Below are 14,777 nucleotides of genomic sequence, written 5' to 3' on the forward strand. Positions count from 1 at the left end.
ATTGGAGACGTGATAGATTTGCCTAAGTTCACTTACCATGCAGACCAGATGAAAGGAGTACTTTATTAAAAAAACAATAAGCGGGTACCCGTACATAACCCGGACCCGCCTATTAACTAATCTCATCATTTTCAGACTGTATCTATTCCATAGCAATCTTTCCTAAATAAATAAATTTACATTGGATTCTTCCGCATCCCCCAGATAAGCGCCTACGCCTCCAAGTTCCACTCCGTTGATCAATTCCTCGGGCCGGATTCCCATGACATCCATGCTCATGGTGCAGGCAACAATTTTTACTCCGGATTTCATGGCCTTCTGGATCAGGGTTTCCAGTGAATCCACATTTTTATCGTTCATGATCTTTTTCATCATAGCGGTTCCCATTCCGCCCATATTCATTTTTGATAATTTTAATTTTTTACTGCCCCTGGGAAGCATAAATCCAAACATGGATTCCACCGGTGATTTGCGGACCGGCTGTTTTTCTGCCTTTCTTAATGCCGTCAATCCCCAGAAGGTAAAGAACATGGTAACAGGTCTGCCCATGGCCGCAGCGCCATTAGCGATGATAAAGCTTGCCAAAACCTTGTCAAGGTCACCGGAAAATACGATGATGGTCTTTCCTTCGGCTGCTTCTGTTTTTTCAGGAGCAGCCGGAGTTCCTTTCTTTACCAGGGCAACGTAATCCTTTCCGCGGAGTTCACAGGCCATAAGCTCATTTCCGGTACGCCTGCACCAGGCGCCGATGTCCCGGGTAAAACCAGGATCAGAGGCAGACACCTCCATAACTGCTCCGTCCGGCATCTCCTTCATGGTTTCAAACACCTTCATGATGGGACCGGGGCACTGCATGCCGCTGCAGTCTAAACGCATGGCGGAGGTGGGGATATTTTTCGTTTCCATCTGGCCGCTGTCGGAATAAACGGTTTGTTCAGTAGGAATAACCCCTTCAGCCGTATAATGGGTCGACTGATAGAATCTGGCGCCGCCGGGATAAAGCTTGACATTATGAAATCCGTTCTGCATCAGAAGGCGGACAGCATTGTAGGCCCGGACTCCAATGGCACAGAAGACGATGATTTTCCTGGAAGGATCCAGCTCCTTTAAACGGTTTCTTAACTGCCCCAAAGGAATATGCTTTGCATTTGGCAGGGAAAAGGCCATTAGCTCTGCATCCTCTCTGACATCAAGCAGTACGGTCTCCGGGTTTTGTTCCACAGCATCCCAGGATGAAAATGCAACCTTTCCTGTAATCAGGTTTTCAGCCACAAAGCCCGCCATGTTGACCGGATCCTTTGCTGAGGAGAAAGGAGGAGCATAAGCAAGCTCCAGGCTCTTTAATTCAGAGATTCCTGCACCAAGGCGGATGGCCACCGCCAGAGTATCGATCCGTTTATCAACTCCGTCGCGGCCCACGATCTGTGCTCCGAATATCTTTTTACCATCGGCGGAGAAAAGAAGCTTCAGAGTTATGGGCACGGCGCCGGGATAATAGCCTGCATGGGAATTCTGGGTAATGATGATGCTTTCATAATCCCTTCCCTTTAGAAGGCCCCTCTTGATCAGAGCCTTTTCATTTGCACCGGTGGAAGCCACAGCTAAATCAAATACTTTTGCAACAGATGTTCCCTGGGTTTTTTTATAGGTTTCCTGAGCTCCTGCAATATTGTTGGCTGCAATACGTCCCTGTTTGTTGGCAGGTCCTGCAAGGGGGACCATAGCCGGTTCCTGGAATATAAGGTCATCCACCTGAATCACATCGCCTACGGCATAGATATCCGGATCCGAAGTCTTTAAATATTCATCTACCACAATACCGCCGCGTTCATTGACGGAAAGGCCGGCTGCCTTTGCCAGTTCACTGTTGGGCCGTACACCGATGGAAAGGATGACCAGTTCCGCGGAGATGGTTTTTCCGCTTTTTAAAGTAATGGCCACAGATCCATCCTCATCTTCAAACGCAGCTACTCCGTCATTCAGATGGAGGTCTACCCCATTTTGCAGGATGTGCTCGTGGAGCAGCTGAGCCATTTCGTAATCTACAGGTGTCATAACCTGATCAAGCATCTCAATGAGGGAAACAGAAAGACCTGCGTGACGGAGGTTTTCAGCCATTTCAAGGCCAATAAAGCCTCCCCCGATGACAGCGGCTGTTTTAATTTTGTTTTCTTTAATCAGAGCGCGAATGCGGTCTGTATCAGGAACCGTCCAGAGAGTCTGGATACGGGTAGACCCGATTCCCGGAATGGGTGGGCGGACCGGTGAAGAACCGGTAGAAATGACTAAGGTGTCATAGGTTTCCTCATAAGTTTCCCCGGAATCCAGCCTGCGGACCGTAATTTTTTTATTTTCCCGGTCAATGGAGGTGACTTCATTTTTTACTCTGACATCAATATTATATTTCTTTTTCATAGCTTCCGGCGACTGCAGCAGCAATGCATCTCTGGATTTAATCACATCTCCTACATGATAAGGAAGGCCGCAGTTGGCGTAGGAAATGTATTCCCCCCGCTCAAACATAATGATGTTTGCCTCCTCGTCAAGCCTGCGCAGCCTGGCTGCACAGCTGGCTCCTCCGGCTACTCCGCCGATAATTACAATTTTCTTCATAATATGCCTCCTGCTATATTTTTAAAATAACGAATGGTCACATGTTGTTTCGTTAAGTATAAACAATAAATTAAAAGCTGTCTGTGATTGAGTCACATAACAGTCATTGTCCCGTGATAAAGATCATTCATTTTATTGGCCGCATTAATCAGAGTAACCTGCAGATTTTTAATTTTGTACAATTAAATTTTGCAAAACTATTGACAAACGCCGAATAAAGTTTTATGATAAAAATGATTTTAATAAATATAATTTTGCATAATATTAAGAAGGAGGACCATGAAATGTCTGTTTATGATTTTACAGTGAAAGAGATGGATGGCACAGAGAAACCTTTATCCGATTTTGCAGGCAAAGTGTTACTCATCGTCAATACGGCAACTGTTTGTGGGTTCACTCCCCAGTACACGGACCTTCAGGCCATGTATGACGAGTATGGTGTCAAAGGATTTGAGATTCTTGATTTTCCCTGTAACCAGTTTGGAAACCAGGCGCCTGGCGATAACGATGAAATTCATTCCTTTTGTACCGGACGCTTTGGAGTCACCTTTCCCCAGTTTGCAAAGATTGATGTAAATGGAGAGAATGCGATTCCTCTGTACCGATACCTGGTGAATGAAAAGGGCTTTGAAGGCTTTGATCCGGGACACGAGCTGACTTCCCGCCTGGAACAGAAGTTTGAAACGCTTAATCCCAATTATAAAAATGAACCGGATATTAAGTGGAATTTCACTAAATTCCTTGTAGATCGCCAGGGAAACGTGGTCAGGCGCTTTGAGCCTACCGCAGATATGAAGTATGTAAAAGAGGTTGTAAAGAGTTTATTATAAAAATATGTGCCAAGGATCGCAATGGGAGAGAGGATTGAAGATATGGACTATGATAAATTAAAATTGGAGAACCAGCTTTGTTTTCCGCTTTATGCCTGCTCCCGTGAGATTATCAAATGGTATAAACCATTTCTTGATGAGATTGGTCTTACCTATACCCAGTATATCGCTATGATGGTTTTATGGGAGAGAAAGCAGGTCACTATAAAGAAAATGGGAGAGCTTTTGTATCTGGACAGCGGCACCCTGACCCCTTTGTTAAAAAAGATGGAAGGTGCCGGCCTGCTCAAACGGAGCCGTGCCAAGGAAGACGAGAGAAGTGTGATCGTTGAATTGACGGAAAAGGGAGAGCGGCTAAAAGACCAGGCTGTAACCATCCCTGACCGGATCTCCCGATGTGTTCCTGTAAATAAAGAGGAGTTCAAAACCTTATACCGGCTTCTGTACCAGATTTTAGGCCAGACCGACCCAACAAAAGCACCCCCGCGTGAATCCTGATTTGCGCGAGGGTGCTTTTGCGTTCATGCCTTTGCCATATAAAAGGTTTACCAGGAAAGGTTACAGCAATTAGAAGCTGTAAAGTCCATGTTATAAAATTCGCCGATCCCCTGAGGAAAGGTAAAAATGTTGAGCGGATCATATTTCTCCTTTACCTTTTTTAATCTGCAGACATGGGTACCATAATATTCTTCAAGATAGCAGGGAAGGCATGCATAGGGGAAATTCACATAAGCACCGTCGGTAACTGATTTCAAATAGCTGAATCTATCAGCTATCCAGGCGGCATTTTGGCATCTATGGTCTTCAAATACGGTATCAAGCCAGACAATAAAGTGAGCATCGCGGTAGAAAAATGCGGTTTCATCCACATCCACCTCCGCCACCCTGCCTCCCAGGGCATAAAAGGAGATGCTGGCATAAACGGAGCCTTCAGCCCGTTCTTTTATAAGCCCGGCAATGTTATAGCTTTCGCAGCTGCTAAAGTCCCGAACAGCGAAACGGCTTGCTGATTTGAACTTTTCATAGGGAGGATAAAAGTCCCCGATAATTGTAACAGCTTCCAGGAAGGTCACGTATTTTAAACTGTATTTTACACCTCCAAGCTCAAGGAGGGGAGCAATGATTCCCAGGGCTACTTCAGGAGGACCGTAAAAAATACCTCTTGCGATAATTGCAAGTCCTTCCATTAGGTCATTGTAAATCCTTGAGATCAAGGTTACTCTCTGATCGGCATCCTTTAGCCAGTCCTGCCAGGTCAGAAGAAACAAGGACTGCTTTTCCTGGTCTGCATGGGGATATCTTATGTCTATGAGTGTAACTTTATTTACCTTATGAGGAAGGCGGAATGTCATGGAAACGATTACGCCAAAGTTTCCTCCCCCCGCTCCCCGGCAGGCCCAAAATAAATCGGAGTTTTCCTGTGAGTTGGCATTTATAATGCAGCCTTCGTAATTGACCATACGGATTTCTAAAAGATTGTCGCAGCCAAGTCCAAAGTAGCGGCAGGAGAGTCCGAAGCCTCCGCCTAAGGCATATCCGCCTACCCCAACCGTGGGGCAGGTCCCGCCAGGGAAGGGGTAACCTTTTGATGAGACGAATTCGTATAGCTGTTTGTTAGTTACGCCTCCCTGAACGTGAAGTAAATGGGCGTTTTCATTTATGGCAAGCTGGTTCATTTCACTTAAATCAATGTCAAGTATATCATCTCCAGTGGAGTAGCCTTCATAGTTATGGCCTCCGTTTCGGATCCGCAGGCAGATATGGTTTCTTCGGGACCACAAAACAGCATTGCTGACATCTTCCTGGTTCTGACAGTAGACAATGGCCAGGGGGAATTTTTGGACTGCTCTGTTATATACTTGTCTTAGTTCATGATAACAAGGGTCGTCTGGAGTTACAACACGACCGGTAAGCCCGTTAAAATTACAGGTGTTCATGAGGATTGCCTCCTTTCCTAATAACATGTTATTAAAAAGGAGGACATTTGGTTCGGACACAGCTTATCAGTAAATTTTGTTAAGCTCCAGAAACAATTTTGCGATTTCTGGGTCAAATTGTGTTCCGGAATAGCGTCTGATTTCTTCCATTGCATCCAGGCTGTCCATAGCCTTGCGGTAAGCCAGGTTGCTTGTCATGGCATCTAATGCATCGGCAACTGCCAGTATGCGGCATAACAGTGGTAGCATAAGTTTCATGGCGTCATCATTTATCTGAATTTTATTGGCAGAAGCTTTTCCGGCGTTAGTTTTGTCAATATTTTACAAAAATATATTTTTTATGGGCTGACAGGTACTATTTTGATTTATAAATCATAAAATATGGAAAATTGCTTAATTGAAAGGCAGTAATCTTATGACTCCTTGCCCTGAAGGATTGCTCTCCTACACGATTCAATCCGGTGATACACTATGGCTTATTTCACAGCGCTTTCGTACTACCGTAGAGGAAATTATGGTTGTAAATCCTGGAATAACCCCCAATAATCTGATGGTTGGGCAGGTGATCTGCGTTCCCCAAGGAAGCAGGAACCGCAATATGCCATCACAGGCGGGGCCCCGGACCCAGCCGATGACCGGACCCCAGACCCAGCCGATGACTCAGCCCCGGACCCAGCCAATGACAGGTCCCCAGACCCAGCCGATGACCGGTCCCCAGACACAACCGATGACAGGACCCCAGACCCAGCCGATGACCGGACCCCAGACCCAGCCAATGACAGGACCCCAGACCCAGCCGATGACAGGACCCCAGACCCAGCCGATGACAGGACCCCAGACCCAGCCGATGACCGGACCTCAGACCCAGCCGATGACCGGACCTCAGACCCAGCCGATGACTCAGCCCCGGACCCAGCCGATGACCGGACCTCAGACCCAGCCGATGACCGGACCTCAGACCCAGCCGATGACAGGACCTCAGACCCAGCCGATGACCGGACCTCAGACCCAGCCGATGACCGGACCTCAGACCCAGCCGATGACCGGACCTCAGACTCAGCCGATGACAGGTCCCCAGACCCAGCCGATGACTGGTCCAATGACTCAGCCTCAGCGCAGGACCCAGACTCAGCCACAGACATCTGTTCCGGAAAGCGGCATGAATAATTGTTCAGGAACGATGCAATCCTATACAATTCAAGCCGGAGATAACCTGTGGCTTATTTCGCGGCGTCATTCCATAACCATTGACGAAATTATGGAGGCGAATCCGGGTATAAATCCGAATCGCCTGTTTATTGGTCAGGTTATCTGTATTCCACAGGCGGGCGGAAAGCGTAATATGCCTTCACAAGCTCAGCCGATGACTGGACCCCAGACTCAGCCGCAGACTCAGCCGCAGACCCAGCCGCAGACCCAGCCGCAGACCCAGCCTCAGACACAGCCCCAGACTCAGCCTATGACCCAACCCCAGACCCAGCCTATGAATCAGCCTATGTCTCAATCTTTTATAGAGGAAGACCGGAGGCGCAGAAACATAAGGACCAGATGTCCGGAAGGTTTACATCCCTATACAGTTCAGGCCGGTGATACCTTATGGCTTATTTCACAGCACCATTACACTACAGTAGAAGCAATTATGGAGTCTAACCCGGGTATAACTCCAGGTAATCTGTATGTTGGCCAGGTAATCTGCATTCCTCGGTCAGCAGAATGCGCTATGCCTGAAAGACCACAAAACCGGCCACGCAATGAAGAAGGACGGAGAGAGGAACGCACGGAAGAAGAGCGTAGAAGGGAACGCATGGAGGAAGATCGAAGAAGGGGACGCACTGAGGAAGAAGGTAGGATGGAACGCCCAGAAGAAGAACGAAGAAGGGGACGCATCGAGAATCTCTGCCCAGGAGGATTACATTCTTATATCATAGAGGCTAATGATACCCTTTGGATTATTGCACAACGTTTTCAGACTACGGTTGAAGCGATCATGTCTGTAAATCCAGGTCTTAATCCTACCAATCTGTTTGTTGGTCAGGTGATTTGTATCCCATTTGGACAGAGGCAGCAACCAATCTGCCCGACTCCGCAGCCGATGCCGTTGCCGCAGCCAATGCCGACTCCGCAGCCAATGCCGACTCCGCAGCCAATGCCGACCCCGCAGCCAATGCCGACCCCGCAGCCAATGCCGACCCCGCAGCCAATGCCGACCCCGCAGCCAATGCCGACTCCGCAGCCAATGCCGACTCCGCAGCCAATGCCGATGCCGCAGCCTCAACCCCCTATCACCGCGTGTATCAGCGAAGCAGAACAAAACGTATCTAACTATTTGAGACTTTTATGGTTACAGCATGTATACTGGACTAGAATGGTTATTGAAGGCATTGCTTTTGATCTTCCGAGTTTGAAGATTACAACAGATCGACTTCTGCAGAATCCTATGGATTTCGAAGAAGTATTGGTATCGTTTTATGGGCAGGATACAGCTGCAAAATTTGCAGAGCTGCTGACAACTCACCTTACTATTGCCAATGAACTTGTTATAGCGGCAAAGGAAGGCAATGTTGATGCTGCCTCCGATGCAGAAAAACGCTGGTATGAAAATGCTGATCAGATTGCAACGTTCCTTTCCAATATCAATCCAAATTGGTCGGTCGATGACTGGCAGGAAATGCTTTATAATCACCTTGCAATGACAAAAACAGAAGCTAATGATATTCTTACACAGAATTATGAAGACAGCGTAGAGATATTTGCGGACATTGAGAGAGGAGCCCTGGAAATGGCCGATGTCATGACACAGGGGATCGTACAGCAGTTCATGCAGTTTTTCAGATAGTAAAAATTAAATAAACGAGGGTGTCTCAAAAGTCAATGAATTTCTTTTGGGATACCCTCTTTTTTTCTTACGGATAGCAGACTAAAATTATTTGTGGTAAAATACCCTTAAGACTGCTGCTGCTCCTTTTGATACTGCGGACGTCTAATCATAACAAAGGAGCTGAATAAATTGGGAGAGAAAATGACAATAAGGGAATATCATTCAAGGGATATTGAGGAAATGGCAGAATTATTTTATGATACGGTCCATAAAATATGCTCCAGAGACTATACAAAGGAACAGCTTGATGCGTGGTCATCAAAAGATATTGACAGGGAAGCCTGGGACCGTTCATTTTTAGAGCATCATACGCTTGTAGCCGTGAAAAACGGTATGATCGTAGGATTTGGAGATATGGATAATACCGGTTATCTTGACCGCCTCTATATCCATAAGGACTATCAGGGGCAGGGGATTGCAACCGCCCTTTGTAATCGGCTGGAAGCTGATTTCCCTGCCGGTCCGGTGACAACACATGCTTCCATAACTTCGAAGCCGTTTTTTGAATCCCGCGGATATAGGGTTATCAAGGAACAGCAGGTGGAACGAAAAGGCGTCATTTTGACAAATTACGTGATGAAGAAATTTTAATAAAAGAAACTCTACGAAGCGTAGATTGAAAACCCCACGACGAACATCTACAATGATATGCGGAGAAGAAACTCTGAATTTAAGAAAGATGGTGAAACAAAATGGATAAGTCTTCAAGGAAAGCTCTGAAAGAGCAGTATCAAAATAGAAGAATAGTCGGGGGCGTATATTGTATTAAATGCAAGGACAGGGATGAAGTGTGGCTTCGGGCAACTGAAGATATGCAGGGGGCAAAAAACCGGTTCCAATTTTTTGTTTCAACGGATTCATGTCCTGAACCAAGTATGATGAATGCGTGGAAGGAGTCCGGGGCATCCGGATTTTCTTTTGAAGTTATCGAGGAAATAGAAAGAAATGAAACACAGACGGATCGTGAATTTTCTGACGATGTGAATACACTTTTGGAATTATGGCTGGAAAAGAATCAAAACCAGGATCCTTAATTCCTGATATGGAGGTAAAGCATGGAAAACAGCAGAGTAGGCAGCATAATCCGCACCTTACGTCAGGAACTCCGTATGACACAAAGGGAACTTGCGGATAAAATGAACCTTAGCGATAAAACTATTTCCAAGTGGGAGAGGGGCCTGGGTCTGCCAGATATTTCTCTTATACCGGAGCTTTCCCGTATTTTAGGGATTGAGATTATGAATTTACTGGCCGGTGATATGACTCCCAACAATTTTGCAGGAGGTAATATGAAAAATACAAAATATTTCGTTTGTCCCACATGTCAGAATATAACGCTCTGCACGGGAGAGGCGGAAGTCTCATGCTGCGGCAAAAAATTAGCAGCCCAGACGTTGAAAAAAGCTGAAGAAGGCGAAAGGCTGACCGTACACCTGGTAGAAGATGACTGGTATATCACCAGTGAGCACCCAATGGATAAAGAGCATTACATTTCCTTTGTGGCTTTGGCTTCAGGCGACCGTCTCCGGATCATCAAGCAATATCCAGAATGGAATTTAAATGTTCGCATTTCCAAAAGAGAACATGGAATGCTGATATGGTACAGTACGGATTATGGATTACGGTACCAATTGTTAAAGTAAGTAGTCATAGCGGACAGCGGCAGCTCCGAAAGCGTGCCGTTTAAACCGTATATCGTTACCAGCAGATGCAAAAGAAAAGCACAGGGAGGCTCAATGCCCCCTGTGCTTTTCTTTGCGTTTTTCCTGCCGCAGTTCAAATTGGCGTTCTTTCTCAGCTTCCCGCTGTTCACGGGAATGGGATTTGCGTTCCAATTTTAACTGCTCCTGTTGAAGCTTCAACGCCTGCTGGGCCTTTGTTCCAACCCCGTTGTTTTGCAGATGCTTTTCAATGTCTCTCTGCATTCTCTTGGGATTGATATGCCGTACAGTCATTGGTGATGCTTCCAGAGATGGACTAAACCGCAGCCTGTTATAGTTTTTGAGTATGAAATCGTAGATTTCGTAGTCCTTTGGTTCTGCTCCAAAGGTGATTTTGCAAGCTTCATATCTGCCTTCAAATTCACGCTCACAGATGCCTACCCAAAAGGGCTCCTCAAAGAATACAGTCAGCCTGGAACCAGTCTTTCTCATAATTATATCCTCCTTTTAAATGCCTTACAAAGAACGGACAACCAAGGAGGCAGGTTACTGACAGCTTTCACTGCGTCCGGACTACCAACCGGAACTGTGTTTTTATCTTTGCATTGTATATTTTAACACTTATGGTTTTATGTTACATCATATTTTTGCATCTTTTTTATCAGCTTTACTGCTTCATACCAGAATACAGCAAATGCAGCTATACCAATAGCTGCGAAAAGCATGGCAGCAGACAGCGGGGCCAGCTTTAAAAACGTATTTAATGGAGAATACAAAATGATCCCCAGCATTGTAAATGTACCAAAGATCGCGGCCCACATCACCTTGTCTTTTGCAAGACGTTTTAAGGACTGCACTGCAAAATCGTGATCTGAGCTGTTTACCTGTACCAGGAACAGATTGGAGAGCATGATGATGGTAAGCCCCATGGCTCGGGCTGTGGGTGCGTTTGCTTCATTTCCGTCAAGTAAGGTATAATAGGTGCCGAATGAAACGGCAAATATAATCAGGCCCTGCAGGACGCTTTTAAAGAGAAGGGCCGGAGTGAGCATCTTTTCTTTCGGATCACGTGGTTTTCGGTTCATGATATCCATTTCGGCAGGCTGCCGTTCCAGTACAATGGAGCAGGTTGGGTCTATTAACAGTTCCATCAGCACAACATGCAGCGGCATCAGTAAAAGCGCAGTGGGCCCGATGCCAAGCATAGGGGCAAGGAGGGAAGCAAATGCTATCGGGATGTGGATGGTAAATACATAGCCTACCGCCTTGCGGATGTTATCATAAATCCGTCTGCCGTCCTTTACGGTCTCTACAATCGTGGTAAAGTTGTCATCCATCAGGATCAGGCCGGCGGCTTCCCGTGAGACTTCGCTGCCTCTCTTTCCCATAGCAATCCCAATATCGGCGTATTTCATTGCAGGAGCATCATTCACTCCATCACCTGTCATGGCTACGATCTCGCCGTTTTCCTTAAATGCCTTAACAATCCGCATTTTGTGTTCCGGTACAACACGGGAGAAGATCGAAACATCTTTTACCTTAACACGAAGTTCTTCATCACTCATTTCGTTAAGCATATCGCCTGTAATAATATGATCGCTGTCAGGCATATTGATTTTCTTGGCGATGGAAGAAGCGGTAATGCCATTGTCACCTGTAATCATCACTACACGAATACCGGCCTTGCTGCAGACCGCAATGTCTGCTTTCACACTTTCCCGGGGAGGATCGGCAAGCCCGATCAAGCCCCGAAGCGTCAAGGAGCAGCCGGTGATCTCGGCTGGTATATCTGCCTCACTTTGGAGTTTGGCAGCAGCGACTGCAATGACACGAAGACCTTCCGTGGACATTTCCCTGATTTTATTGTCAACGGTTTCTCTTTCTTCATCCCTGAGGCTACAAATGGTCAGAATCCGTTCAGGGGAACCTTTCGCTGCAATGACCAACTCACCGTTTCTGCACCAGATATGACCCATCATTTTCAGCTCATTGGTAAACGTGTACTCGCTGACCAGTTCTCCGTTAAAAAGATGTTCCCTGGTGATGCCAAGATTGCCGCAGTGGAATAGCATGGCTTTTTCCATGGGATCATAAACGTCTGTTTCACAGCCAAGTCCCATGGTTTCACATAATGCATAATCATTTCCATCCAGTGCCCACACATCCTGCACTGTCATTTGATTCATGGTAATGGTACCGGTTTTATCTACGCAAAGGACTGATACCGCACCCAAGGTTTCTACGGAAGGCAGCTTACGCACCAAAGACTGCTTTTTTGCAAGCCTCCATGCGCCCATAGAAAGAAAAACGGTAAGAATAACCGGAAATTCCTCTGGTATCATTGCCATGGCAAGGGTAATGCCGGATAGAATGCTTTGAATCAACCGGTCGTGAAACGTATGGTCCGGAATATTAAACCATGTAAATATCGTTACAAGGGCAAACAAGACTGCAGCGATTCCCGCGCATAGCTTAACAAGACTGCGGGTTTGCTTTTGCAAAGGAGTATCTTCATTAGGAGCAGCAGCCACATTTGCACCGATTTTACCGTATTCCGTAGCAGCACCGATTTTATCGACACAAACAGTAGCCGTGCCCTGGGTGACCAGGGTACCTGCATAACAATAGTCCCGGCGCCAGTAGTCATCAGCGGAATCAGCCTGATCTGCTGAAAACTTCCAAACACCCTCAGCTTCGCAGATAAAGGAAGATTCATCCGCACATAATTTCCAAACACCCTCAGCTTCCCCGGTGAGGGAGGATTCATCTACGCATAAGTCGTTGCACTTAACTATTATACCGTCTGCTGGGATTTTGACGCCCTCACAGATCATCATTAAGTCGCCGGGAACAAGATCAACACTGGCAATGATCTGTTCACTGCCATCGCGGATTACTGTCACATGAGGAGCTGATAAATCCTTCAGCGCATGAAGCGTTTTGTCTGTTTTCCATTCCTGTATAACATCAATGCTGATGACACCCACTACAAAAACAAGCATGATGGCACCGTCTCTGGGCTCACCCAGAATAAAATAGATGATTGCAGCAACAATCAGCAGCAAAAACATCGGCTCACAGATGATGTGAAAGACCTTCTTAAAAAAGTTCTCCATTTTCTGCGGTGTCAATTCGTTTTTGCCATATTGCTCCTGCAATCGCTTTGCTTCGGCAGATGTCAAACCTGCCATGTGACCTTTGTTGTTTGTCATAAAAGTTACCTCCGTTTTAGCCTTTCGGCGTTCGTTTGATAGCTCTATGGCACTCCATTTTCGGGGTCTCTGTTCCATTTTTGTGTAAAAAAATACACCTATGGAACATATTATGAAAACAAAAAGATGTTCTCATAACCGGATGGACGACGCAAAAGCTGCGTCTTTTTATAAGGAGTTAAAAAGAAACTTCTCATAAACCATACTACTGTCCCACAGATGTGCAATTATTGCAATCTGTTGCCACTTATTAAGGCGGCCCGGCCCCATGACCTTTGCAAAAAGGTTCATCGCCTGCTCAGTTTGTACCGTTGATCTCGCATCCACAATCGGATGTAATGCAGTGCAAAGAGATTACAGAACATTATATGCACGGGTCTTTGGTTTGTCAACCAAAAAGAGAATTTCTTTAAGAGTGCCTTAACTTGTATCAGTATTGCAAAAGACAATTAGCATGAAAAAAACTCTGAAAGGACAATTTTAATAGTTAAAATGATGGTGATATTTCGTAAAATGATAAAAAAGACTGATATAATGAACAAGAAAAATGTGAAAAAATGTTGACTTAAAAAATATGACATGTTAATATTTATTCAATAGTTAAGGGGTTGGAAACAGATAGAAAGTAAACCCATATCAAAAAGTGAATAGGTGAAAACCAGTTAATATCATATCAGGAAGCACAGTTGGATCGTGAATATGGCTTGAACATATACGAAACCTGCTTGGTTCCGGGGATTTTTATCCCTGGAATCAGGTGGGTTTTCTTTTTTGGGGGGATCAGGAAGATGAGGATTGTAAAATTTTTAAACAATAATGCCGCACTGGTCTTAGACGAGAAGGGGCGTGAACTGGTTGTTATGGGAAAGGGAATTGCTCATTTATCCCATAAAAATGAGGAGATATCACGTGAATTGATTGATAAAACATTCATTTTAGAGGATCGTTCACAGCTTGCTCAGTATACACAACTATTTTCGGAAATACCGGGGCCGATTTTTGAATTGGCCGGCCGTTTTGTTACGAAAGCCAAAGAGGACTTGAACCGTACGTTGCAGAATTCTCTTGTCATATCCCTGGCAGACCATTTAAACAGCATGGTAGCGCGTGGGAAGATGAGGGCTTATCTGGAAAACAGAATGCTTTGGGATATCAGGAAGATGTATCAGGATGAATTCCGGCTAAGCAGGGAGTTGGTGGCGGAATTTAATAAGCTTTATGATACCTTGTATGATGATCATGAAGCTGCTACCCTTGCCATGCATTTTGTCAATGCAGAATTGGAATCCGGCATGGAAAATGCTGGGAAGATAACAAAGCTCATTGGTGAGATTTTAAATATCGTGAAATATCATTTTTTAATTGATTATGACGAAGAAAGTTATGCCTATTACCGCTTTGTAACGCACTTGCGTGTTCTGGCCCAACGGATTTTCCAGGGGTCTCAATTAAATGATGCCGATATGAGTGAGATATTAAAAGACCACTTAAGCGAACGGTATGAAGATACTTTTCAGTGTGTAAAAAAAATCAGGGATTTTTTTTGGATCCATTATCAATATTGCTTTACAGAGCAGGAAGGGTTATACCTGGCGATCCATATCATTAAGATCCTTGATGACAATATAAAAATAGACTAGAAAGGG

Annotated in this window: 12 protein-coding genes and 1 riboswitch; of the genes, 7 read left to right on the forward strand and 5 right to left on the reverse strand. The window is 45.5% G+C overall.

Annotated elements, in window-relative coordinates:
• Positions 1 to 162: 162 nt before the first annotated feature.
• On the reverse strand, positions 163 to 2,613 hold the full coding sequence (locus tag H171_RS01395) for an FAD-dependent oxidoreductase (RefSeq protein WP_100303552.1): 2,451 nt from the start codon (positions 2,611 to 2,613) through the stop codon (positions 163 to 165).
• 284 nt (positions 2,614 to 2,897) lie between these two features.
• Here H171_RS01395 and H171_RS01400 point away from each other — a divergent pair, with 284 nt between their 5' ends.
• Both H171_RS01400 and H171_RS01405 read left to right on the forward strand, forming a co-directional pair.
• Positions 2,898 to 3,443 carry a glutathione peroxidase gene (locus H171_RS01400; RefSeq protein WP_100303553.1) on the forward strand — a complete coding sequence of 182 codons (546 nt, stop codon included), beginning with the start codon at positions 2,898 to 2,900 and terminating at the stop codon, positions 3,441 to 3,443.
• A gap of 42 nt (positions 3,444 to 3,485) precedes the next feature.
• Positions 3,486 to 3,941 (forward strand): MarR family winged helix-turn-helix transcriptional regulator, encoded by a 456-nt coding sequence (locus H171_RS01405; RefSeq protein WP_100307377.1) that lies wholly within the window; start codon positions 3,486 to 3,488, stop codon positions 3,939 to 3,941.
• Between the two features lie 47 nt (positions 3,942 to 3,988).
• Here the strand turns inward: H171_RS01405 and H171_RS01410 are convergent, their stop codons facing one another.
• Together H171_RS01410 and H171_RS01415 are read right to left on the reverse strand one after the other, a co-directional pair.
• A complete protein-coding gene (locus tag H171_RS01410; protein ID WP_100303554.1) occupies positions 3,989 to 5,380 on the reverse strand; it encodes an FAD-binding oxidoreductase in 1,392 nt (463 codons plus the stop codon).
• Between the two features lie 66 nt (positions 5,381 to 5,446).
• Positions 5,447 to 5,638 (reverse strand): HD-GYP domain-containing protein, encoded by a 192-nt coding sequence (locus H171_RS01415; protein ID WP_207655166.1) that lies wholly within the window; start codon positions 5,636 to 5,638, stop codon positions 5,447 to 5,449.
• A 139-nt stretch (positions 5,639 to 5,777) separates the two neighbouring features.
• Here H171_RS01415 and H171_RS24480 point away from each other — a divergent pair, with 139 nt between their 5' ends.
• The 4 genes from H171_RS24480 (at position 5,778) to H171_RS01465 (ending at position 9,901) form a co-directional block, all read left to right on the forward strand.
• Positions 5,778 to 8,216 (forward strand): LysM peptidoglycan-binding domain-containing protein, encoded by a 2,439-nt coding sequence (locus H171_RS24480; protein WP_242976829.1) that lies wholly within the window; start codon positions 5,778 to 5,780, stop codon positions 8,214 to 8,216.
• Positions 8,217 to 8,399: 183 nt separating this feature from the next.
• Positions 8,400 to 8,849: a GNAT family N-acetyltransferase gene (locus H171_RS01455; protein WP_100307381.1), complete on the forward strand. Its 450-nt coding sequence runs from the start codon at positions 8,400 to 8,402 to the stop codon at positions 8,847 to 8,849.
• Between the two features lie 101 nt (positions 8,850 to 8,950).
• Positions 8,951 to 9,292 carry a GIY-YIG nuclease family protein gene (locus H171_RS01460; RefSeq protein ID WP_100303555.1) on the forward strand — a complete coding sequence of 114 codons (342 nt, stop codon included), beginning with the start codon at positions 8,951 to 8,953 and terminating at the stop codon, positions 9,290 to 9,292.
• 21 nt (positions 9,293 to 9,313) lie between these two features.
• On the forward strand, positions 9,314 to 9,901 hold the full coding sequence (locus H171_RS01465; protein ID WP_100303556.1) for a helix-turn-helix domain-containing protein: 588 nt from the start codon (positions 9,314 to 9,316) through the stop codon (positions 9,899 to 9,901).
• Positions 9,902 to 9,991: 90 nt separating this feature from the next.
• Here the strand turns inward: H171_RS01465 and H171_RS01470 are convergent, their stop codons facing one another.
• Both H171_RS01470 and H171_RS01475 read right to left on the reverse strand, forming a co-directional pair.
• Positions 9,992 to 10,411 (reverse strand): YjdF family protein, encoded by a 420-nt coding sequence (locus tag H171_RS01470; RefSeq protein WP_100303557.1) that lies wholly within the window; start codon positions 10,409 to 10,411, stop codon positions 9,992 to 9,994.
• 137 nt (positions 10,412 to 10,548) lie between these two features.
• The gene (locus H171_RS01475) at positions 10,549 to 13,131 is read right to left on the reverse strand and encodes a cation-translocating P-type ATPase (RefSeq protein WP_100303558.1); all 2,583 of its coding nucleotides are present in this window, start codon (positions 13,129 to 13,131) and stop codon (positions 10,549 to 10,551) included.
• Between the two features lie 206 nt (positions 13,132 to 13,337).
• A riboswitch (NiCo riboswitch) is annotated at positions 13,338 to 13,443 on the reverse strand.
• Positions 13,444 to 13,919: 476 nt separating this feature from the next.
• On the opposite strand from H171_RS01475, the gene H171_RS01480 reads away from it, so the two are divergent.
• Positions 13,920 to 14,771, forward strand: a complete 852-nt coding sequence (locus tag H171_RS01480) for a PRD domain-containing protein (protein WP_157803090.1) — start codon at positions 13,920 to 13,922, stop codon at positions 14,769 to 14,771.
• The last annotated feature ends 6 nt before the right edge of the window (positions 14,772 to 14,777 follow it).

It is taken from the genome of [Clostridium] celerecrescens 18A (assembly GCF_002797975.1).
Classification (GTDB): domain Bacteria; phylum Bacillota; class Clostridia; order Lachnospirales; family Lachnospiraceae; genus Lacrimispora; species Lacrimispora celerecrescens.

Bases quoted from the DNA above. Each gene is read 5' to 3' on its own strand.
- H171_RS01395 (WP_100303552.1), bottom strand. From the start codon at position 2,613: ATGAAGAAAATTGTAATTATCGGCGGAGTAGCCGGAGGAGCCAGCTGT.
- H171_RS01400 (WP_100303553.1), top strand. From the start codon at position 2,898: ATGTCTGTTTATGATTTTACAGTGAAAGAGATGGATGGCACAGAGAAA.
- H171_RS01405 (WP_100307377.1), top strand. From the start codon at position 3,486: ATGGACTATGATAAATTAAAATTGGAGAACCAGCTTTGTTTTCCGCTT.
- H171_RS01410 (WP_100303554.1), bottom strand. From the start codon at position 5,380: ATGAACACCTGTAATTTTAACGGGCTTACCGGTCGTGTTGTAACTCCA.
- H171_RS01415 (WP_207655166.1), bottom strand. From the start codon at position 5,638: ATGAAACTTATGCTACCACTGTTATGCCGCATACTGGCAGTTGCCGAT.
- H171_RS01455 (WP_100307381.1), top strand. From the start codon at position 8,400: ATGACAATAAGGGAATATCATTCAAGGGATATTGAGGAAATGGCAGAA.
- H171_RS01460 (WP_100303555.1), top strand. From the start codon at position 8,951: ATGGATAAGTCTTCAAGGAAAGCTCTGAAAGAGCAGTATCAAAATAGA.
- H171_RS01465 (WP_100303556.1), top strand. From the start codon at position 9,314: ATGGAAAACAGCAGAGTAGGCAGCATAATCCGCACCTTACGTCAGGAA.
- H171_RS01470 (WP_100303557.1), bottom strand. From the start codon at position 10,411: ATGAGAAAGACTGGTTCCAGGCTGACTGTATTCTTTGAGGAGCCCTTT.
- H171_RS01475 (WP_100303558.1), bottom strand. From the start codon at position 13,131: ATGACAAACAACAAAGGTCACATGGCAGGTTTGACATCTGCCGAAGCA.
- H171_RS01480 (WP_157803090.1), top strand. From the start codon at position 13,920: ATGAGGATTGTAAAATTTTTAAACAATAATGCCGCACTGGTCTTAGAC.